We start from the raw sequence: 22,148 nt of genomic DNA on the forward strand, positions 1-22,148 counted from the left end.
TACTCCGTTACAGAATTGGGCTCAGCCGCCCACAACGACCGGCCTGCACGGGAGAACACCACATGTCCAGCCGCGACGCTAGGCAGATCAAGCTTACCAAACGCCCCAAAGGGCCTATTAGTGCCGACAGTTTCGAATTAATCAGCCGTCCGGCACCAGAAGCGTCTACCGGACAGGTAGTGATTCGCAATCATTATCTGTCGCTGGACCCATATATGCGAAGCGCCCTCAACAACGCCGACAATCTGGGAAAGCCGATCGAGGGTCGCGTGGTCGGCCAGATCATGGCCTCGCGCCATCCGGGCTTTCGCGAAGGCGATTGGGTGTTTGCCATGGGCCGATGGGAGGAAATTTCGCTGGTCGAGGGTGCCGCGGCAAGGCACGTAGACATCAATATCGCGCCGGCGTCAGCCTATCTGGGCGTCCTCGGCTTCACCGGTCTCACGGCCTGGTCGGGCCTGCGCCACTATGGCGGGCTCCGCGAAGGAGAAACCCTGTTTGTCTCTGCCGCCTCGGGAGCGGTCGGATCGATCGCCGGCCAGATCGGCAAGATCGGGGGAATGCGAGTCGCGGGATGCGCCGGCACCGATGCCAAGGTTGCCTGGCTGACCGAAGAACTGGGATTCGACGCCGCATTCAACCATCGCACAGCGTCCGACATTACCGAATCCGTGGCACGCGCCTGCCCCGAAGGCATCGACATCGATTACGAAAATGTGGGCGGCGAGGTGTTCGATGCCGTGTTCCGCAACATGCGCCTGGGCGGACGCATCGTGGTCTGCGGCGCGATCTCGCAATACGAGCGCGAGCCCAGTCCTTGCGTGCCCAACATCGCCGACTTCATCGGCAAGCGGCTGACCATGCGGGGGTTCTCGGTCCGCGATCATGCGGCCGAGATCAACGACTACATCGACGAGGCGGCGGGCTGGCTGCGGGACGGCAAGCTGAAATACCGCGAGACGATCGTGGCGGGCATCGAGAACGCGCCAGCGGCGTTCGCCAGGCTCTTCAGCGGTGACAACTTCGGAAAGCTTGTTATCCACATGCCTTGACGGATCGGGACATTTACCGGTTCGCCGAGCCGTTTCGGCGCTACGACGCTGCGCCGCCATATCGCCGAAAAAAGAAAAGGCCGCCCGGATCGCTCCGGGCGGCCTTTTCGCGCGTGCACAGGGGAGAGCCGCGCTCAGAACCGATTAGGTATCCAAAGCTTCTATCGAGAGGCTTGCAGATGCAACACATAAATTCATCGCCGATGCTTTTCTGCGTCGCCAAGACCGGTCCCAGCCGGACGTTGAGGAAACTCAGTTGCGGGAAGCGCCCGGGGTGCCGTGTTCGAAGATTTCACGAACCCTGTCGACCAGGTAGGTGCGTACACTCTCAGACCGCACCAGACTGCCCTGATGGGTCAGCCGCTGCAACGCCAGTCCCTCGAGAACCGCATGGGCGAGACCACATGCCAGTTCCAGATCGCTCTGGCGCCCTTCCCATTCCGGAAACGCCTCGAGCGCAGTAGCAACCCATTCGTTCCAGAAGGACTCATGTGCTTGCTGCATCAGCGACGCCAGGTCGTTATCGGTCCGCGACGCCACCGAAATCTCGAGATAGGCGACGCTCAGAGGCTCGAACATGAAATTCCACAACCCCTCTACTCGGGCGGCAAAGCCATCGCCGTTCGCACCGCGCATGGTTTCCCGGGCGGTTTGCCGCAACCTCTCGAGGCGCAACTCCTGGATATGCGCGAGCGTCGCCCGCAACACATCGGTCATGGTCTCGAAGTGATATTGCATGGCGCCGCGCGACAAGCCGGCCGTCTTGGCGATAACGGTCATGGTTGTCTTGGTGTAACCGATTTCGCCCAGACAGATGATCGCCGCATCCAGAATCAGCCGCCGGGTCTGATCGCTCTTTTCCGCTTGCCGGGTTCCTTCGCGGGACCGGGCGCGGCCGGTGGTCAGCAGGGTTTGCACGTTGCCTCCGTCATTGCTGCGTGTCGTCCGTTGCACGAACTGTCGGCCATCACAAATACACCATACACCGCTCGAATTCCGTAAAATTCAGCGGAGGTGACTTTTGACGATAACTTAGACACGCGTTTCTCCATTCTGCAAGAACTAGCAGCGTTGGAGCAGCGGGGCTACCTGTCAGGCTCAGTCGAGGTCGAAGGATCGGTCGATGCGTTCGAACCGCCGGCGAACGAACTCGCGGCTCTCTTCGTGCGTGATGATGTAGAGTTCCTGCCGGCGAATGGCACGCAATACGCGCTCGGCGACTTCCGGCGTCTCAAGCGTGCGGCCCTGGAGGGAATTCTGCTCCTCCTGGTTACGCCGCCTCACCATGCTCGTGCCGCCCAGCTCCGACGGCCGGTTGCGTGCACTGTCGCCGATATTCGTCTTGACCAGCATGGGACAGAGCACCGACGCGCTGAGCTTGGTGCCTCGCAGGTCCCTGTACAGGCACTCGGCCAGGGCGACCACGCCATATTTTGTCACGCAATAGACCCCCAAGCCGCTATTGGGGACCAGCCCGGCGAACGAGGCAGTGCTGATGATATGGCCTTCCTCGCCCTGTTCCAGCATGCGCGGCACGAAGGCTTCGATGCCGTGGATCACGCCCCACAGATTGACGTTGATGGACCACTCCCAGTCCTCGTGCTTCATTTCCTGCAGCGGGCCATAGACCGCGACACCTGCATTGTTGAACAGCACGTTGACACCGCCAAACGCATCCCATGCCGCGTCGGCCAGCGCCTTGACCTGGTCGCGCTTGCTGACATCGGTCTTGACGCCGATAACCGGCGTCCCCTGCCCCTTGAACTCTGCCACTGCCTTGTCCAGCGAGTTCTGCTCGATGTCCGCAAGCACCAGCTTCATGCCTTCCGCTGCAAGGCGCCGTGCAGTTGCAAGACCGATGCCGCTCGCGCCGCCGGTTATGACCGCCACGCGGCCGTTCAACTGTTCCATGATTTGCTCCCGTTCCGTTCGGTGCACATCATGCCACGCGCGCGGCCAATGCCAATGGTTCGAACTGCATCATTCTCACGAAATCAGGATTCACGGCCCGCAGCTGCCACACGTCATCCTGCACGGCAGCGAGGCCGGCGTGGCCAAGGCGCTCAACGAGCTTTATAGAGAAGCGCAGGGGACCATCTGGGAGGGGCATTCATGGGTGATTACGTATATCCCGGCATCGTCAGCAGCCTGGCGCTGCTGGTCTGCTATTACACGCTGCTGCGCTCGGGAATTGCGCGGCGCAAATTCAAGATCGAGCCGCCGGCACACACCGGACCGGAAGAATACGAACGCTATGTGCGGGCACATCAGAACACCATTGAACACCTCGTCCTGTTCCTGCCTGGCCTGTGGCTCTTTTCGCTGGCCTGGAATCCTGTCGTGGCGGCGGTCATTGGCGCCACCTGGCTACCCGGCCGCCTGTTCTATGCTCATGGCTACTACAGATCCGCGCCCGCTCGCAGGCCAGGATTGCTGGCCAGCATGCCAGCGGTCTACATCCTCGTGCTCGGATCGCTCATCGGCTTCGTAGCCGAATTATTCCGGGCCTGAGGTTACGCGAATCCGGACCGCCCCGTGAAAGTCAGGATTCTCAGGATATATCATGGGCCCAGCTGGTACTCGCTGCAGTCGGCGATCCTTTGGGCCCTGGACGGCGACGCTGACGAGGTCAGTGCTGCCGCAAATGCCGGCTGGCCGGCCTTCGACGCCGAATTTCCTCATGCAACGCCGCTCAGGCCGGCGGCGAACGCCTCTCCGACACTGCGCGTCGCTCTCCTGATCGCTGCATGGACCAAGGAGCTGCTGAACAGCACCAACGGACTGGTCGAGGACGCCGGCGCGACCGATCGCGCGTCCGGCCAGGTCGTCGGCTGGTGTGGCTTTGAGAATGAAAGGGTAGCCCGCCAGGCTCTCGTCATCGCCGTCTCATCGATCGCAGCGAATGCCGGCACGCCGGTTGCCCCCGAGACAATGGCGCGCGAGATGTTGCATTTCAAGGCCGGTGCGGCATCGGCGTATCTCAGCCGTTCTAGGCGTGTGGTTAGCATGGGTGCACGTTCACGGGACATTCCCTATGCGCGCTCGCTGTTTCACCCGGGGCTTTGGCATTATGGCTGGGGACGCGCCGGTCGACACATCCAGGAAACCGCCAGCAACGGCGATGGCTTGATCGGCATGCGGATTGCCAGGGACAAGAGGGTTGCGTGCCAGTTCGTGCGCACGCTCGGCTATCCGGCCCCCGATCACGCGAGTGTAGCCAGCGCGGACGAAGCGGTCGCACTCGCTGCCCGCATGGGCGGGCCTGTCGTCATCAAACCGGCCGATGGTGGCAAGGGTCATGGCGTCTTCGTGAATGTCGAAAGCGAGCAGGCCATCAGGTGGGCATTCGCCGGAGCGCGAGAATGGACCACGGAACCTGTTCTCGTGGAGCGCTTCGTGCCAGGCGAAGATTACCGCCTTCTGGTCATCAACGGCGTGCTCGTTGCGGCGGCCTTGCGCAAGACACCAACGGTCATCGGAGACGGAAAGCGCAATGTCAGGCGGTTGATCCGCGACCTCGAATGGACGCGCACCGCGAACCCGATCACGGCGAAATACCTGTTCAAGGTCGTTGTCGACGAGGCGCTCCTCGGCGAGTTGCGCCGGCAGGGCGCCGACATGGATACGGTTCCAGATGCAGGCGTAGCCTTGAAGCTGCGCGGCAATGCCAATGTCAGCACCGGCGGCATACCCACGGATGTCATGGACATTGTTCACCCTCATGTCCGGGACATGGCCGAAGCCATTGCCCGTAATGTGGGGCTCCATGCGGCCGGCATTGACTATATCACCCCTGACATTTCCAGGTCCTGGCGGGACACTGCCGGCAGCGTCATTGAAATCAACGAAGTTCCGGGGCTCGACCTTCACATCGCGAGCGGCGTCAGCGAAGCAGAAATCGGGGCGGCAATCCTTGGTCCCAAGGTCGGCCGCATACCCGTCGCCGTGATTATTGCCCCGCTACCGGATCAGAACGTCCTGATCCGGCTGTTACGCGCCACGATCGGACAGAGCCATGCATGGCAGTTCGGCGTTCTGGGCGGCGGTAAACTGACGGTCGGTGATACCGAACTAACCTGTCTCAGCGACCGGCCCCAGAACCAGGTTCAGCAATTGTTGCAGAACCGGCAATGCGCCGCCGCCTTGCTGTGCGTAACGCCCGAGACCGTCGCGGCGGCCGGCTTTCCCGTAGACCGGTGCCAGTTGACCGTGCTCGGCGCCGGCCTGCCGCAATCACGTTTCCTGCACGCGCTCGCCGCGCGCTGCTCCGAGCATGTTCTCGAGACTGAAGATGTGACTATATGGCCGGGGAACGAGGTAATTGCCGCGCTGCGGTCGGTCCTGCAAGCCCCCATCGAGGCGGCGAACCACAGTGTCCCCACCAAACTCCAAGTTGAACCGCAGCGGATTTAGCGCAAGTTTTAGCCAAAACTATATATTTGTCATAATTTTGCGCTCGGCGTACGGCTATTGCTGACGAGGTTCGACGAAAAGGCTTGGGCATATGCTGGAGGGCGCTGATCTAGGCGGCATCAACGCCGTTGGCGCGGTCATATGGGGCGCCGCCGCCTGCGTATCCCTGTTCATGCTGGTCAGGATTCGCAGCATGCGGATTCTGCTGGGAGCAGCGTCGCTGATCCTGATCGCGCTGGGCGCCAGCCTGCAGGCCGGTATCCTTGACGTTACCGGCATCGACCTCAGCGGCTTCGACATCACGTCCATGGGCGGCAGCCAGATGTTGCTGACCCTCAGCAGCATTCCAATGCTTCTGTCGGTCTTGCTGGCTGCGCAGTACCGGCACCAGCGCAGCATTCAGGAGACGGCGCTGGGCAATTCAATCAGCGGTGTCGCCATTGCCACGCTCGACGGCAAAATCCAGTACGCCAACGACTCGTTCCTGACACTCGTCGGGGCCGACGAGAGCAAGGATGTGCAAGGACATCGCACCCACGAGTTCTTCATGGACCCTGAGCGTGCCAGGGACGTTCTCGATATCATTCGGGAAAAGGGCAGCTGGCGCGGCGAGATAATCGTCCGGCGCACCGACGGGAGCAGCAAGGAAGTGGATCTTCACGCCTCGCTGACTCGCGATTCCGAAGGCACGCCAACGGCCATCATCGGCTCATTCGCCGATATGAGCCATAGCCGCGAGAAGGAGCGTCAGCTGAGATTCAGCAATTCGCTCCTGACCAATCTGGTCGAGACCGCGCCGATCCTGCTGTGGACCGCCGATTCCGATGGCCAGATTGGCCTGGTGTGCGGCCGCGGCTTCGACCGCATCAAGCAGCTGGCCGATGAAGGTGTCGGCGTCGCGCGTCCGGCGCCGGGCACATCGATGTACGATCTGTTTCAAAACGTACCCGACATCGAGCAGCATGTGAGCCGGGCCCTGCTCGGCAGACCATCGCGATTCGAATGGCAATGCGGTCCTTCAGTCGTGTTCGAGGCCCAGATCAGTCCGCGGCACGCACCCGGCGGCAAGGTCACAGGAATTGTCGGCGTCGCGCTCGATGTGTCTACGCGTGTCGCCGCCGAGCACGCGCTCGAGCGTAACCTCAAGCGGCAGGTCGAGATCGAACAACGGCTTGACCGGGCGCAAAGGCTCGAGGCGGTTGGCCGCCTCACCGGCGGCGTCGCCCACGATTTCAACAATCTGCTGACAACCATCCTGGGGAACATTGATCTGGTCCTGGACCTGGCCGGCGCGGACTCCGAGATTAAACGCTATGCGGACTCGGCCTCGCGCGCGGCCAACCGGGGATCGGAACTGACTCACCGCCTGCTCGCGTTCTCGCGCCAGCAGGCGTTGCACCCTCAAGCGACCGACGTCCACAAGCTGCTTGATGACCTTACCGTCATGCTTGGCCGTACATTGCCGGAGACGGTCACCATTGTGCGGAATTTCGACAGGGAGACCGTGCTCGCGGCGATCGATCCGGGACAACTCGAGAACGCGATCCTCAATCTCGCGCTCAACGCCCGCGACGCCATGCCCAATGGCGGCACCTTGACCATCTCGACACAGGCACGCCCACGCCACGCGGCAGGCTACACCGGCAGCGCCGAGCGCCTGGTCGCCATCGTGGTGAGCGACACCGGCACCGGCATGAGCCCGCAAGTGCTCGACAGGGCTTTCGAGCCGTTTTTCACCACCAAGATGGGGAAACCATCCGAAGCGGTCGGATCCGGGCTCGGGCTCAGTATGGTCTACGGTTTCGCGGCCCAGTCTGACGGATACGTCGATATCGACAGCACGCCAGGCAAGGGTACCGTCGTCACGCTGTATCTGCCCTATGGTGCGGCGGCAGACGGTCAAGTAGAGGCCAAAAAGGCTGATTTGCGCGAGATTCAGAAGGGCAGCGACCGGATCATGGTGGTCGAGGACGATCCCGATGTGCGCCAGTTCGTCGTCAATGCCCTCAAGCGGCTCGGCTATTCGGTCGTGTCCGCCGAGAACGGTCCCGAGGCCATGGAGGTTGCCCATCAATCCGGCGGGATCGACCTGCTCATTTCCGACGTGGTGCTGCCGGGCGGCATGACCGGCCCCGATGTCGCCGACCGTTTCCTGGAGATCTTTCCCAACGGCAAGGTGCTCTTCACGTCAGGTTATATCGGCGACGACCTGGTAATGCGCTCGCGCCTCGAAAACGATGTCGAGCTGCTGCCGAAGCCCTATACGCTCCAGACACTCGCCACCAAGGTGCGAACCGTCCTCGATCCGATGCTTCACTGATCATCCGCTCGACAGGGATCGGTCCGCGGGAATTGCGGCCTCTCAGGCCGTCGCCTCGAACAGTTCACGCCCGATCAGCATCCGGCGAATCTCGCTGGTGCCGGCACCGATCTCGTAGAGCTTGGCGTCGCGCAGCAGCCTGCCTGTCGGAAAGTCGTTGACGTAGCCGTTGCCGCCCAGCGCCTGGATCGCCTCGAGCGCCATCCAGGTCGCCTTCTCCGCAGAATACAGGATGCACCCGGCCGCGTCCTTGCGGCTCGCCTCGCCCCGGTCGCAGGCCTGCGCGACGGCATAGACATAGGCCCGGCACGCGCTCCAGGTGCTGTACATGTCCGCGAGCTTGCCCTGCATCAGCTGAAACGTGCCGATCGGCTGCCCGAACTGTTCACGCTGGTGCACATAGGGCAGCACCGCGTCCATGCAGGCGCCCATGATGCCCAGCGGCCCGCCGGCCAGCACCACTCGCTCGTAGTCCAGACCGGACATCAGCACCTGGACACCTCGACCTTCCGCGCCCAGCACGTTCACGAGAGGGACTTCGCAATCTTCGAAGATCAGTTCGCTGGTGTTCGATCCCCTCATGCCCAGCTTGTCGAGCTTGGCGCCGCTGGAGAACCCTTTCATGCCCCGTTCGATCAGAAACGCCGTTATGCCTTTCGGACCCGCCGCAGGATCGGTCTTGGCATACACCACCAGCACCCCTGCATCGGGCCCGTTGGTGATCCACATCTTGGCCCCATTGAGCACGAACCGGTCGTTTCGCTTCTCGGCACGCAGCCGCATGGACACCACGTCCGATCCCGACCCCGGCTCGCTCATTGCCAACGCGCCGACCACGCTGCCATCAATCAGCCCCGGCAGAAACCGGCGCTTCTGCTCGGGCGTGCCGTTGCGCACGATCTGATTGACGCAGAGGTTGGAATGGGCGCCGTAGGAGAGTCCGACACTGGCCGAGGCGCGGGAAATCTCCTCCATGGCAATGACATGCGCCAGGTAGCCGAGCCCGGCACCGCCGTCCTCCTCCGGCACGGTGATCCCAAGGACTCCCAGCATTCCCAGTTTGGACCAGAGGTCGGCCGGAAAATCATTGTGTGCGTCGATAGCCGCCGCACGCGGCGCAAGCTCCTGCGCGGCGAAGCGGCTGACGCTGTCGCGCAGCATGCCGATCTCGTCACCATGGCCAAAATTCAACGCCGGTAGGTCCATGCGGCAGCTCCCGTTTGTCTTCGACGACAGGCTAGCGCGAAACCAGCCGTACCAACAGCCGTCAGCCGCCGGCGATTCCCGCCGCTTTCAACATGATCATGCCACCCAGCAGGATGAAGACCCCCGCGGCCGCCATCCGGATCGCCGTCAGCGGCAGCCTGTTTGCCGCCCGGTCGCCCATCAGGACGACAGGCACATTGGCCAGCATCATGCCCAGCGTCGTACCGGCGGTCACCCACAAGACGCTCTGGTATTTTGCGGCCAGCGCCATGGTCGCGACCTGTGTCTTGTCGCCGATTTCAACCAGGAAGAACGCCACCAGCGTCACCAGAAATGCGCTGGCGCCGGTTGCCCTTTGCCGCTCTGCTTCCGCCAGCGTGTCCGGCTTGAGCGTCCACAAACCCATGAGGACGAACGAGACGCCGAGCACCCATTGGAACAGGTCGCCCTTGAGCCATCCGGCCAGCATCAGCCCCGCCAGCGCGGCCAGCGCATGATTGGCCAGCGTCGCGACGAGGATCGCCAGGATAATCGGACCCGGCTTCCGGAAGCGCGCGGCAAGCAGCAAGGCGAGTAGCTGGGTCTTGTCGCCGATTTCGGCGATGGCGACGACACCGGTGGAGACGAGGAACGAGTTCATGGACTTACCCTGGGCCGGGGTGCGAACAATGATCCGGCGCGCCGCCCGACCCATGATCGGGGTGCCGAACCAATGGTCTCGCCATGCCCGCGGGCCGGATACGCCATGGCCAGAGCCAAGTGTGTTGACGTATCCCCTCCTGCATCGGAGGCGGCTACTCCCCAGTGGATGCGCGGCACACTAACGCGGCGCCGTCTCCCCGGCAACCATGCCGACGCCGGCGCCGCGAGACAACTGATCGACGTCTGTGCTCCCGGACGCCGAAGGATGGGCGTTGATCCCTCAAATTGCTCGCCTCACCCCCCGTTCGGACCATGTCAGAACTGTTATCCTGCAATCGGGGGAAAGTCATGTCATCGCCGGTCTACAAGAAGGTCACGCTCATCGGCACCTCGCGCCAGAGCATCGAGGGCGCCGTCCAGAACGCTGTCGCCACGGCATCGAAATCCCTGCGGCACCTGTCCTGGTTTGAAATCAAGCAGGTCCGCGGCCATATCGCCGGCGGCAAGATTGACAGCTATCAGGTCGAGGTCGCGATCGGCTTCAGCCTCGAGGGGCAGGAAGACGACGTGCATATCATGACGGCGCTTTAGCCGCCGTCAGTAGGGTTCGGTCTGGACCATCGACAGCCGCTGGGCAAAGGCGTCGTACCATGCCTTCAGCGCGGGCCGCGTCGTGTGCCAGGCATCGTCCGGGAACCGGAAATCCAGATAACCCAGCGCGCAGGCCACGGCGATCGTGCCGATATTGACGCCATCCAGCCCCGCCACATCATTTTCCAGCGCATCCAGCACCTGCCGGATCGAGCGCTCATAGGCGGCGATCCTCGCAGGCGACTGCTGCTGCTCGGGACGCAGCACCTCGCCGCGCCGCGGAACCGCCGCGTCCATGATCCCGTCGCCCAGGGCCTGCAGCTTCAGCACCCGCCAACGTTCCGCGCCTGCCGGCGGAAAGAAGCCGCCGCCGTGGGCCGCGTCCAAATATTCGCAGATCACCGGGCTGTCGAACAACATGTCACCATTGTCCAGTTCCAGCGTCGGCACCCGGTGTATCGGATTGATCTGCCCATAGGTCGAGTTCGCCGCGCCGGCGTCGGCCATGACAATCTCGAGCGGCACACCCAGTTCAACGGCAAGCGCGCGAACCTTGCGTACATAGGGCGACGCGGGCGAGGCGTGGATTTTCATGGGCAACTCCTGTTTCGTCGGAGCGCAGATTGGCCGCTGCGGCCGCTCGTGACAAGCGTCAGTGGAAGAACCGCCCCTTGTCCAGGAATGCTTCCGGCGCGTCCTCGGGTCTGTCGGTCAACAGGGTCAACCAGCCGTTGATCTCGTGAACCTTCTCGACGATCAGGTGAATGACGTTATCGGCGCTCTCCACCTTTCCTTCACAGGCCATCAGCCGCGAGGTCAGCGTTTCACGCCGGTATTTCTCATATACGCCCGGAAACACCACCAGGTTGGCGACACCGGTCTCGTCCTCCAGGGTAATGAACATCACGTCCTTGGCCGTACCCGGCCGCTGCCGCGCCAGCACCACGCCCGCCACGATGATCCGGCTGCCGTTGCGTGCGGTCGCCAGAGCCCGTGTCGGCCGCGCGCCTGCTGCCGACAGCCGCTCCCGCAACAGCGCCACCGGATGCTGCTTCAGGGAAAGCTGCGTGGTCTGGTAATCGGCGACGACGTGCTCGCCCAGTCCCATGCCCGGCAGATGGGATTCCTGCTCCACCACGCCGCCGTGATCCAGCGCCTCGAACAATGGCAGTGGCTTGGCTTCCGACAACCGCTTGACCGCCCACGCCGCCTGGCGCCGGTCCAGCCCCAATGACTGGAACGCATCCGCTTCGGCAAGCCGCTCCAGCGCCCTCGGCGTCAAGCCGGCCTTCTGCCACAAATCCAGCGGCGACCGGTAGCCACTCCCGCGATACGCCATCAGCTTCTCGGCTTCGCGCGCGGCCAGACCCTTGATCTGCCGCAGCCCGAGCCGCAGGGCGGGGCGCTGTCCATCCACTGGCTCCAGCGTGCAGTCCCAATCCGACAGGTTCACATCGGCGGGCCGCACCGCGCCATTATGGTCGCGCAGGTCCCTCACCAGTTGCGCGGGCGCATAAAACCCCATCGGATAGGAGTTCAGCAGTCCTGCGGTGAACGCCTCCGGGTAATGATATTTCAGCCAGGACGATACATAGGCCAGCAGTGCGAAGCTGGCCGCATGGCTTTCGGGAAAGCCGTAATCGCCAAAGCCCTCGATCTGGCTGAAGCAACGCTCCGCGAACTCCCGTTCATAATCTCTCGCGACCATGCCCTCGATGAACTCGTCGCGGAACTGGTCGATGGTGCCAAGATGCCGGAACGTCGCCATGGCGCGGCGCAGCTTGTCGGCCCGCGACGGGCTGAAACCGGCGGCAACGATGGCGATCTTCATCGCCTGTTCCTGGAACAGCGGCACACCCAGGGTGCGCCTCAGCACCTCCTCCAGTTCCGGCTTGGGAAACGCCACCGGCTCCAATCCCTTCCGCCGCCGCAGATAGGGGTGCACCATGTCGCCCTGGATCGGCCCGGGCCGCACGATCGCCACCTCGATCACCAGGTCGTAATACGTCGCTGGCTTCAGGCGCGGCAACATGGCCATTTGCGCCCGGCTCTCGATCTGGAACACGCCGACCGTGTCAGCCTTCTGGATCATCCCATAGACGTCCTGGTCTTCTTGTGGAATTGTTGCCAGATCAAATACTTGGCCGTGATACCTGCGAATAAACTCGAATGTCTTCCGGATTGCCGTCAACATGCCCAGAGCCAGCACGTCGACCTTGATCAGTCCCAGTTCTTCCAGATCGTCCTTGTTCCACTCGATGACCGTGCGGCCTTCCATGGCCGCGTTCTCGATCGGCACCACCTCGCACAGCGGCCCGCGCGATATCACAAAGCCACCCGTATGCTGCGACAGATGCCGTGGGAATCCACGCAGTTCCGCGGCCAGCGTCAGCGCCAGCATCAGGGTCCGGTCCGCCGGATCCAGTCCTTCTTCTCGCGCCCGGTCACCATCCAGCGGACCCGACCACCAGGTGATGGTCTGCGACAGCTTGTCGATCAGGTCCGTGCTCAGTCCCATGGCCTTGGCCACGTCGCGGATCGCGCCCTTGCTTCGATAGCAGATCACGGTGGCCACAATGCCCGCGCGCTCGCGACCATATTTCTCGTAGATGTACTGCATCACCTCTTCGCGCCGCTCGTGCTCGAAGTCCACGTCGATATCGGGCGGTTCGTTGCGGTCCGCCGACACGAAACGTTCGAACAGCAGATCGACGATGGTCGGGTCGACCGATGTGATGCCCAGGCAGTAACAGACGACGGAATTCGCCGCCGATCCGCGCCCCTGGCACAGGATGCCCTTGCCGCGGGCGAACCGGACCACATCGTTCACAGTCAGAAAGTACGGCGCGTAGTCCTTGTAGGCGATGAGCTTCAATTCATCGTTGATGCTCTTCTTCACCGTGTCGGGAATGCCGCCCGGATAACGCCACGCAGCGCCTTTCCACGCAAGATTCTCCAATTCTTCCTGTGGGTTGCGGCCGTTCTCTGTAATCTCGTCGGGGTATTCGTACCGCAGCTCGTCAAGCGAGAAACAACACTGCTCCAGTACCTCCATGGTCCGCCGGACCGCCTCCGGATGCTGGCGGAACAGCCGGCCCATTTCCTCGGGCGGCTTCAGGTGCCGCTCGGCGTTGGCGGCCAGCCGCCAGCCGGCCGTGGCAATGGTGCAATGTTCCCGGATACAGGTCAGCACATCCTGCAACCGCCGCCGTGCCGGATCGTGATAGTGGATGTCCCCCGTCGCCACCAGCGGCGCTCCAAACCGCGCCGCCAGCGTCTCAAGCCGCTCCAGCCGCTTGGCGTCGTCGCCCCGGTAATAATGGGTCGCGGCCAGATAGAGCGGCGCCTTCAAACCGTCCCGCCAGGCTCCCAGCTCGGCCCCATACCCCTCATCCAGCACCACCGGCGGCACGGCAATGAACAGATTGTCCTCGGCCGCCTCGAGCACGTCCGCTCGGGACAGCCAGCAATCTCCCTTGGGCGCGGCCCGCCGCCCCCTGGTAATCAGCCGCGCCAGCCGCGCATAGCCCGACCGGTTGCGCGGATAGCACAGCACGCTGGGCGCATCGGTCAGATCGAGCCGCGCACCCACCGCAAGCCTGATCCTGGTGCCGGTCTCCTTATGGATTTCCTTGGCGGCCCGATGCGCCCGCACCACCCCGGCCAGCGTGTTGCGGTCGGCGATCGATACACCTTCCATGCCCAGTGCCGCCGCCTGCCCGACCAACTCCTCTGGATGAGAGCCACCCCGCAAGAAACTGAAATTACTGGTGATCTGAAGTTCCGCATAAGCCGTCACGCGAACACCCCGTGCAGGAACCAGCGCGGCGCGGTGCTTCCGTCATACAGGCCCTGCCGGAACAGCCAGTAGCGCCGCCCGTCCTCGTCCTCCACCTGGTAATAGTCCCGCGGCGGCTCGTCCTTCAGCCACCATTCGCCTTCCAGCCGCTCCGGTCCATCGGCGGCGCGCACCCGATATGCCTTGCCTCCCCGCCGGAACATCATCGGCGGATCGTCGGGTACCAGCGCGGTCGCCTCCACGGGCTCGGGCACCTTCAGCAGCCGCAGCGGCCGCTCACGGCCGGTCGGCCACCCGGGTGTCTCCGTTGCCGTAAACGGCGCGGCATCCTCCACCGCCCGTTCCGGCAGCCAGCTCTGGCGCGGCGCCGGACGGGCGATCCGCCCAAAGCCGAAGCGGTTGCCCAGCCGGTCGACCAGCTCGGTCAGGCCAGCCGCCCCGTCCCCCTTCACCTGCCAGTTCTCCTGGGCCGGCTTCAGCGTTTCCACGCGCGTGGCCGACACCGTCATGACCTCTACGCCGAAGCCCGGATCCACCTCATCCAGTTTCTCATAAAACAGCCGGAACAAGGGCTCACTCCAGCGCGATGGCCGGCTGGTCCCCACGCGGATTCGGGCTGCCGTGCCATCCACCCGATAGCAGGCCAGGGTCAGCTGCCGCGCGCCCTCGCCCGACCGGGTGAGGTTGCGGCAAAGTTCTTCCAGCAGCCTTCTCAGCCCGGTTTCGATACCATCGCGTGTCACCAGCGGCTCCAGGCACGCCACCCGCGCCTCGTGAACCGGTACCGGTACGATCGGTGAAATCGGTTCGTCCACCACGCCCAGCGCCTGGTCCAGCCTTTGTACCGGTTCGGCCGCAAACCGCTCGGTCAACGCCCGCCGCTCCAGCGGATAGAGCGCACCGAACGTGCGCAGCCCGAACGAAGTCAGGCTGTCCAGCGTATCCGGTGACAGCCGCAACGCAGTCAGCGGAAAGTCCTTCATCGCCGTCATGGCGTCGGTCAGCGCCGCGAACGGCTCCAGGATGGTCATTTCCTCCCGCCGTGTCCGGCAGGCGGCCCAGGCGGCGCCCGGCGTGTCGGCGATCGCCGTCAGCGGCGTCAGGCCAAAGCCCTTCAGCCGGGCCACCAGGTCGGCTGCCAGCGCCGCCTCGCCGCCGAACAGATGCGCACAGCCCGAAATGTCGAGGAACAGGCTGTCACCCTCCGCCAGCCCGGTCCAGGGCGTGTAGCGCATCGTCCAGTTGGCGAGCCGTACCAGAGCCGCGCGATCCGCCGCCGCGTTGATGAAGCGGGTCTGCAGCGTCGGCTGCACCGCCCGCGCATCCGCCAGCACCATGCCCGGCTTCAGACCGCCATGAAATGCCCGGCGATTGACCGCTGCCAGCACCAGTCGGCCGCGCCGTTCCTCGATAGCCGCCAGCACCTGCTTGGCCAGTTCCGGCTCCCGCCGTACCAGCCGCTCGCTCACCAGCCACGGAAACCAGATCGTTAAAATTCTTTTTTTGTTATTCCTTCTCATGGCTTACCCGGCAATCTTGAGATTTTCCCGGAGAACCTCGGTTTCTGCCGCACTGATCGCCGTCCAGCCTTTGGGACTCCACACCACCGTCCATGTCGCCGGCCGGCCGTTGCGGCAGCGGGCCAGTTCTACACGCCAGCAGGGCCAGCCCACGCCCGAACCGTCCGGCAGGCTGGGCATGGCCGTCACCTGCCAGCGGCTCAATGCCGTCGCCGCGCCGCCGCGCCCGGCCTCGCCCAGCAACAGGCAGGTCACCCCGCCCGTCTCCGCCGCCAGCTGCAACCGCCGGCTGGCGGTGAAGTCCGCCGCACGGATCTCGCCCACCACCGCCGAAAGGGCACCGCAATGCAGCGCCTCCTCGATGGCCCACAGCATGTCCGCGTCACGGCTGATGCCCGAGACGGTCAGCACCGATCCCGCCTGCAGCCCGAACCGTACCAGTCCGGGCATGTAGAGATCGTTACCCCGCTCCAGCCACAGTACCGGCCGTCCGTCCGTGTCATGGAGCCGGGCAAGCAGCGCCGCGCAGAACCCGGTCGCCGCCCCGTCGCCGCGCACCTCGTGCACGCCGGCCAGCGGCAGTCCGCCTTCCGGCAGCGCGCCATCCACAGGTTTCATGCCCAGCGGCAGAACTGGATGACCAGCCGCCTGGCCGATGCCTTCGATCCGGCGGATGCGGTCCCGCAACATCGCCGTCACGCTGCTGTTCATGTTCCCTGGCATGGTTGGTCACATTATATTTGTTCACTTTTTGTTCTACTCCGCGATATATCTTGAGTCAACAGGATCGCCGGGCTCTATGCCATGCCCAGCCCCATCGCGAACGCCGCCACGGCCATCGCCGTCAGCGCCATCCAGAACTCACCAAACCTCGCCACATACTTGAAGTCACACCATCTAAGCACTTTTACTTTCACCGTTTTTCCCCATTCAAAGTTTCCATTGCGGACTCATAGGCCGCCACCGCCGCAGCATGACGGCGCTGACACTCCGCATAGGCGGTCACGGCTTCTCCATCGGCAATGGCAAGCGCGCCCATGGACGGATCAGCGACCGGCGGCAACGGCCGGCACGGCTGCGCCGCTTCCGGCGGAAGCGCCGGGATCAGTGGTCGCCCGCAAGTGATTGAGGTCCCGCCACACCCGCTCAGTAAGGCGGCACTCGCTGTAAACAGGTACGCTATGAACCTCATCCACGATTCTCCTGTTGATGGTTCTGTGCTCGATCCGCAGCCGCGCGAGATCGACGCTCAGCCGGGCGCCGATGGCATCCACCGCCTGCTGCACCAGCCGTTCCTCGGCTCTCGCCCGTTGGTCCGCCGCACGTCCCGCTTCGTCCCAGCGGGCCTGCACCTCGGCCTTGCCGGCCTCATACCCCGCCTGCCGTACAGACCAGACGGCCCAGCCAATCCCTGCCAACGCCAGCACGGCCGCCGCGACGGCAAGCGCCACCCGGTGCGCGCCCGCCCAGCGCAACACTGTCAGCCACATGGCCCTCTCCTGATTGTTCAGAGGAAACGCCGGGATCCAGATGGGAAAGGCCAACCAGATCAATCAAAGGAATACAGAAAAGTACTTTCAATCAATCAGATGAGAATCACTCTTCAGTATCCACTTCCATATCCCGCGCCATATCGGTCGGTCCGCCGGGCGCTGATGTCCTCCCACGCCGCACCGAACACATATGTAAGATCGACCACATTCCCATAGCTGGTGCTGGAGGTTGTCTGCCGAGTCAGCGTCTGATTTCGGTACCAACTCCGCGCCATGATTTAGCTCCTGATCCGTCCAGAGTTCATGGCCAAATCCCCCGGGGCCAATACCCTGCTGGGAACTCGCCGATCACGGCCATCGGCCTCGATATCTAGTGAGGAAGGCTGGATTCGGCGGCTTGCGCTCAATGCCCGGATTTCCAGCCTGATTTACGAAGCATCAGGTTGCTTGCATGACCTGTTCAAGAAATTTGTTATAGAAAAATCCATGGTGGACAACGCATTCGATAGGGGAACCTAATTTTCTCCAGCCCCATAGGTCGCCGCCCCACAACGTGCGTTCCACAATGACAAACTCTTACTGATATACGCTGTTTCCTAGTAGAAGGCTCCTGAGATTACGAGACTGACAATAATTAGGCCACAAACGCGGCTAATTCGATCCTTCCATGCAAATACGATTGGATCATCATGCATTAGCCCCCGGTGCGCAATCATAACCATCCGGCTAATCCAGAATAGAAGAACTGGAGCAACCCCCCACAGCAAGGGAGGATTTTCATAAAGAAGTTTTACTTCAGGTGAATCAATATAGAGCACCATGACTAATACAGAAACGTAGCCGGAAGCCACGGCCATCATCGGTACAACGGCAAGGTCTTCGGCTCGATATGCCCGGCCGAATGTGTGCGCATTACCTGCTGCGACGCTGTCCACCAGTTCAGTCTGGCGCTTCACCGCAGCAAGAGACAGAAACATAAACATGGAAAAAGCAAGCAGCCACACCGACAGTGGCACGTCCGAAGCTGCGCCGCCCGCGATAACCCGAATGGTGTACAAGCCGGCAAGCACGAAGATATCGATGATTAGCTGGCGTTTCAGCACCAGAGAATAGGCAATAGTCAGGCTATAATAAACGACAATCACAACCAGAAATTCAGAACGTCCAACCGCTAACCCGCAAAGTAAACCTCCAATCAATAACAAGAGAGCCATCGCCATTCCATGAATAAGCGGTATAGCACCTGACGCGAGAGGACGATAACGTTTGCGCGGATGGGCACGATCTACTGCAAGATCAAGTAGATCGTTGAGAAGGTAAACGCTGGATGCGACCATGCAAAACGCGACAAACCCAACAAGTGCCGATAACCATATGTCCACTGCATAGGAATGTGCGAGGACCGCAGGCAACAGCACGAGTAGATTTTTTGACCATTGATGCGGTCTCAGTGCCCGAAAGTAATCTCGTGCGCTACCACTTGGCGCTTGCAAATGCTCGACGTTTACGCACTCAGCTTCAACTGCGCGACGCAATCGAGCAGGCACACCTACGGTGATAGCGCGATGCGCGCCACGCCACACCGGCAGATCGGCGCGTGAGTCGCCAACATAATCGTAGCCAGTAACGCCAAAGCGGTGGGTCAGGAATGTAGCTTTTGCCCCGCCTTTGAGGTTCCGGGTGCCATCTGAACCATGGACTTCGTCGAAAAGACCGAGATGCTCAGAGATCGCAAGAGCATATTTAGCATCCGACGCAGTAACCAAAGCCGTCCGCCCACCCGCGGCACGCCATTCTCGTACAAGTTGGAGCACTGCTTGGTTGTAGGGAAGCGCCGCCGGGTCTAACTCGACCCACTTGGCCAAGCGCGCCTTTATGCGCGCCCTACCGCCGCCGAACACTGAAGCAAGTCGCGCGACGTTGGCGGAGAGCGCTGCCCAGAATGTTTCCCAGAGCAGATCGGTGCCAATCAGCGTGCCGTCCAGATCAACGACCAAGACCGGCTGTCCGGTCGTTGACATCACGCTCCCAGGACTAGTGTCCCTCTCGCTCATTCGTTCACGTCCGCGAACCAGTCCGATTGGCCAGCAGATGTTGGATCGCCAGCGCGGCCGGAACACAGAGCAGGATTTCCAACGGCATCCTGAAGCGTGACTCTGGAAATGTCACTGCGTGTACCGCAGCATGCCCTAAGAACAATAATAATACCGGGGCCGCCCAAAGTATTTCGTCTTTTCTACGGCGAGTTAGGAGGAAACCTCCAATTGCCGCCGCAAACAACCCTGCATAGTAAAATACGGAAACGAAAGATGTGATTTTCCGTGGGTGAAAACTGATTATCTTGAGCTCCTGAGCATTTTTGTCAAAAGAAACGTCACCTGAACCAAGCGGCATCGGCGACGGAGCAAGGAAGTAGGTGAAAGATGCCGCGACTGATTTGATAAACCTAACAGGTCTCTTCTTAATGCCTCTCATTACTTCGGATTTTAGAAAGTCATCGCGAGCGCATACACTTGCCGGCTCATCCAGCATACGGACATGGCGGTCCGCGTAGTCATTTAGGAACTGGCCGGCGACGTCAACATCCACAGCCGACTCTATGTCACCCATCATCTCATGATTGCCCTTGAATAGGTTCATTCCGCCAGTGCAACTGCCGGTCGGCTCATACCGATCGAATTTGGCATGCAGGTACATCTGCCAGGGCGCCAGAATTAGGAGAGATATCAGCAAGAAACTGCTTAGGAAAAGCAGGAGGTGTCGGGCGGATATGGTTTTCGTCATCCACAACCCACCACCAATGATTAACGCAGCAATAGCGAAAACGACCCCAGACGGGCGGAGTAGCATGGCCAAGCCAGTGACCGACCCGAGCGCAAGTCCAAGCAAGGGGCTGGCATAGAGGCGCTGGCAAAGACATACGAACAGAACACAGAAAAGTGCGTACCAAGCCGTCTCCCGTAATGCCAGCATTTCGCGGAAAAACCAGACATTGGTGAACAGGAGTCCAACAAGCACGATCTTGCCGACCGTCCCGAAAGCCATCAACCGGCTTCTGAATATCATCCAGAGAGCGAGTAGGGCGACAGCGAGATTTCCGAGCAACGCAATCTGAATTTGATAGGTGCCCGAGATTTTGCCCGCTGCGGCGATAACCGCCGAGTAAAATGGCGGTCGATAAGCGGCATAGTCATAGGGCATGTTAGGAGGCACAACACCGTCGAAAACCACATTCGAGTGCAAGAGATAGTGAGAAGAGTCGATTATATCGACCTTGCCTAACGTCATACCTACGACGACGATGATGATTAGGACAGACGCGGGAAAAAAAAACAATACAGCGTCGCTTATCGCGCGCGGTGCTGAAAATCTTGCTAACAAAGTCGCGTTCCTTCGTGCCTGCGCTGCGCTAGGCGCAGACGATAGTACCGACGGTGCGGCAACTCAAATGTTCGGTTTCGACCCCAATGGCTCTAACAATGGGTAGGGCTTACCCTTGCTCGTAGAGACCGTTCATCTAGCATATTTTCAGCGACAGACTTGCAACCCCATGCGTGCAAATCTGGACTATTTTTAAGCGGCCTATAGCGCTGATGCGTGGAGACCGTAGCAATAAGCACTGTCGCGTTATAATGAACCGTTCGCTCAGCCCCGTCCCCGCCGTGAGTGGCGGGATCCGGGGCGCAACACCCGGACCCCCAGTTCACTCAGCCCCCTCCTGGAACGCGCCAGCTCGGTGTCGCGCCCGCCGGCAATCATTTTGACGTAAATTTGATCGATCGCCCTAACATGGATCAGTGTTGCGGTGCCGGAATTACCGGTGCCAACCGCCACCCTGTCAACAACCACAGGTGCGCGCACCCGGCGCCCTGATGCAGCATCGGCCCGTCCTGTCCCGCCGGAATGTGTTTTACCCGGCACAAAATTGGGGCACGCTCCACCATCGCATGCCCGTAGGGGCGTGCCGGAACATTGGGGAACACATGCTCAGTCCGCTCGACGAAACCCTGATGCATCAGGGCCCGGTCACCTTCGATCATGCCCTGACCAGCGACCATCGATTTTTCGACCGCATGTGGCTGGGCGGCCATTGCGCCGACAATATCAAGTTCATCAGCGGCATGGCCGCCTACAAGAACATGAACGCCTTCGAAGGCTTCATCTGCGTGCAAAAGGATGGCCGGCAGTACAACGCCCGCTTCGCCCGCCCGTTCATCCCGCGCCTGGGCGATCTGTCCGTCGGCCCGCTCGCCCTCGATGTCGTCGAGCCGCTGAAGAAACTGCGCCTCACCCTGGCCGCGCCCGACGGGCAGCCGGTCGAGGCCGACATCACCTTTACCGGTCTCTATCCGGCCCACGAGGAAGCCCATCACCTGCGCCGCATCACCGGCCGCCTGCAGCAGGATTACCGCCGTTTCGACCAGATCGGACGGCTGGACGGCTGGCTCAAGATCGCCGGCGAACGGATCGAGATCAGCGACTGGTACGGCGCCCGCGACCATTCCTGGGGCGTCCGCCCGGGCGTGGGCGGCTACGAGCCGGCCACCTTCATCCCCGCCGCCGCCGAACCGGCCACCCTGGGCCAGCTCTTCATCTGGCTTGCCTTCCGCACCCCGTCCATGGCCGGCCAGATGCAACGCCAGGAGGACAGCCGCGGCAAGCCGCTCATGCAGGATGGCTACATTCTCCGCGACGGCCAGGAAATCCGGGTCCGCGACATCCAGCACGATATCGAGTTCGTTCCCGGCACCCGCGTCTACAACACCTGCCGGCTCAAGGTCCTGCTCGAGAACGGCGAGACCCTTGATATCGAGGGACAGGCCCTGCTGGCCCCCTGGTGCTACAAGGGATCGGGCTACGACAGCGGCTATGACGACGAGATGGGGCTCGGCTTTCACCGCGGCGAAACCGCCCAGTACGACGTCTACGACGTCTCCCACCCGGAAAAGGTCATTCTGCCCGACGGCCGCATCATCGAGCCCACGCACCGCGAGCAGCCCGCCACGATCACCGTCAACGGCGAGAAGGGGCTGGCGCACTTCCCGGTGATCAACTGGGGCGTCGTCGAACGCTACGGCCTGTCCAAGCCCGGCAGCAACCGCCGCACCTGAG

At 62.1% G+C, this 22,148-nt stretch carries 17 protein-coding genes and 1 riboswitch; of the genes, 6 read left to right on the top strand and 11 right to left on the bottom strand.

The window, feature by feature from the left end; all coding sequences use genetic code 11:
* Nucleotides 1-62: 62 nt before the first annotated feature.
* On the top strand, nt 63-1,052 hold the full coding sequence (locus WJU21_RS17715; protein ID WP_346324795.1) for an NADP-dependent oxidoreductase: 990 nt from the start codon (nt 63-65) through the stop codon (nt 1,050-1,052).
* 252 nt (nt 1,053-1,304) lie between these two features.
* Here the strand turns inward: WJU21_RS17715 and WJU21_RS17720 are convergent, their stop codons facing one another.
* Complete coding sequence (locus WJU21_RS17720; RefSeq protein ID WP_346324796.1) at nt 1,305-1,970, bottom strand: TetR/AcrR family transcriptional regulator; 666 nt, start codon at nt 1,968-1,970, stop codon at nt 1,305-1,307.
* 180 nt (nt 1,971-2,150) lie between these two features.
* Nucleotides 2,151-2,963 (bottom strand): SDR family NAD(P)-dependent oxidoreductase, encoded by an 813-nt coding sequence (locus WJU21_RS17725; protein ID WP_346324797.1) that lies wholly within the window; start codon nt 2,961-2,963, stop codon nt 2,151-2,153.
* Between the two features lie 201 nt (nt 2,964-3,164).
* On the opposite strand from WJU21_RS17725, the gene WJU21_RS17730 reads away from it, so the two are divergent.
* From WJU21_RS17730 to WJU21_RS17740, 3 genes are all read left to right on the top strand, one after another.
* Complete coding sequence (locus WJU21_RS17730) at nt 3,165-3,563, top strand: MAPEG family protein (protein ID WP_346324798.1); 399 nt, start codon at nt 3,165-3,167, stop codon at nt 3,561-3,563.
* A 24-nt stretch (nt 3,564-3,587) separates the two neighbouring features.
* A complete protein-coding gene (locus WJU21_RS17735) occupies nt 3,588-5,465 on the top strand; it encodes a hypothetical protein (RefSeq protein WP_346324799.1) in 1,878 nt (625 codons plus the stop codon).
* A gap of 91 nt (nt 5,466-5,556) precedes the next feature.
* Nucleotides 5,557-7,785, top strand: a complete 2,229-nt coding sequence (locus WJU21_RS17740; protein ID WP_346324800.1) for an ATP-binding protein — start codon at nt 5,557-5,559, stop codon at nt 7,783-7,785.
* Nucleotides 7,786-7,827: 42 nt separating this feature from the next.
* Here the strand turns inward: WJU21_RS17740 and WJU21_RS17745 are convergent, their stop codons facing one another.
* Entirely contained in the window at nt 7,828-8,991 is a 1,164-nt protein-coding gene (locus tag WJU21_RS17745) for an isovaleryl-CoA dehydrogenase (protein ID WP_346324801.1), read from the bottom strand.
* Nucleotides 8,992-9,052: 61 nt separating this feature from the next.
* On the bottom strand, nt 9,053-9,631 hold the full coding sequence (locus tag WJU21_RS17750) for a TMEM165/GDT1 family protein (RefSeq protein WP_346324802.1): 579 nt from the start codon (nt 9,629-9,631) through the stop codon (nt 9,053-9,055).
* A 9-nt stretch (nt 9,632-9,640) separates the two neighbouring features.
* A riboswitch (yybP-ykoY riboswitch) is annotated at nt 9,641-9,807 on the bottom strand.
* A 174-nt stretch (nt 9,808-9,981) separates the two neighbouring features.
* On the opposite strand from WJU21_RS17750, the gene WJU21_RS17755 reads away from it, so the two are divergent.
* Nucleotides 9,982-10,224 (top strand): dodecin, encoded by a 243-nt coding sequence (locus tag WJU21_RS17755; protein WP_346324803.1) that lies wholly within the window; start codon nt 9,982-9,984, stop codon nt 10,222-10,224.
* 6 nt (nt 10,225-10,230) lie between these two features.
* Here the strand turns inward: WJU21_RS17755 and WJU21_RS17760 are convergent, their stop codons facing one another.
* The 7 genes from WJU21_RS17760 to WJU21_RS17790 form a co-directional block, all read right to left on the bottom strand.
* A complete protein-coding gene (locus WJU21_RS17760; RefSeq protein ID WP_346324804.1) occupies nt 10,231-10,818 on the bottom strand; it encodes a glutathione S-transferase N-terminal domain-containing protein in 588 nt (195 codons plus the stop codon).
* Between the two features lie 58 nt (nt 10,819-10,876).
* Nucleotides 10,877-14,023, bottom strand: coding sequence for an error-prone DNA polymerase (locus WJU21_RS17765; RefSeq protein WP_346324805.1), 3,147 nt, complete (start codon nt 14,021-14,023; stop codon nt 10,877-10,879).
* Entirely contained in the window at nt 14,020-15,543 is a 1,524-nt protein-coding gene (locus WJU21_RS17770; RefSeq protein WP_346324806.1) for a DNA polymerase Y family protein, read from the bottom strand. The genes WJU21_RS17765 and WJU21_RS17770 overlap by 4 nt, the downstream gene beginning before the upstream one ends.
* Nucleotides 15,544-15,546: 3 nt before the next feature.
* Nucleotides 15,547-16,242 (bottom strand): hypothetical protein, encoded by a 696-nt coding sequence (locus WJU21_RS17775; RefSeq protein ID WP_346324807.1) that lies wholly within the window; start codon nt 16,240-16,242, stop codon nt 15,547-15,549.
* Nucleotides 16,243-16,589: 347 nt separating this feature from the next.
* Entirely contained in the window at nt 16,590-17,033 is a 444-nt protein-coding gene (locus WJU21_RS17780; protein ID WP_346324808.1) for a hypothetical protein, read from the bottom strand.
* Nucleotides 17,034-17,632: 599 nt separating this feature from the next.
* Nucleotides 17,633-19,057: a UbiA family prenyltransferase gene (locus tag WJU21_RS17785; protein ID WP_346324809.1), complete on the bottom strand. Its 1,425-nt coding sequence runs from the start codon at nt 19,055-19,057 to the stop codon at nt 17,633-17,635.
* Between the two features lie 37 nt (nt 19,058-19,094).
* Complete coding sequence (locus tag WJU21_RS17790) at nt 19,095-20,417, bottom strand: hypothetical protein (RefSeq protein WP_346324810.1); 1,323 nt, start codon at nt 20,415-20,417, stop codon at nt 19,095-19,097.
* Nucleotides 20,418-21,019: 602 nt separating this feature from the next.
* Between WJU21_RS17790 and WJU21_RS17795 the strand changes: the two genes are divergently transcribed.
* Entirely contained in the window at nt 21,020-22,147 is a 1,128-nt protein-coding gene (locus WJU21_RS17795; RefSeq protein ID WP_346324811.1) for a hypothetical protein, read from the top strand.
* The last annotated feature ends 1 nt before the right edge of the window (nt 22,148 follow it).

Origin of the sequence: Emcibacter sp. SYSU 3D8, from assembly GCF_039655875.1 — a bacterium.
Lineage (GTDB): Bacteria > Pseudomonadota > Alphaproteobacteria > SMXS01 > SMXS01 > RI-34.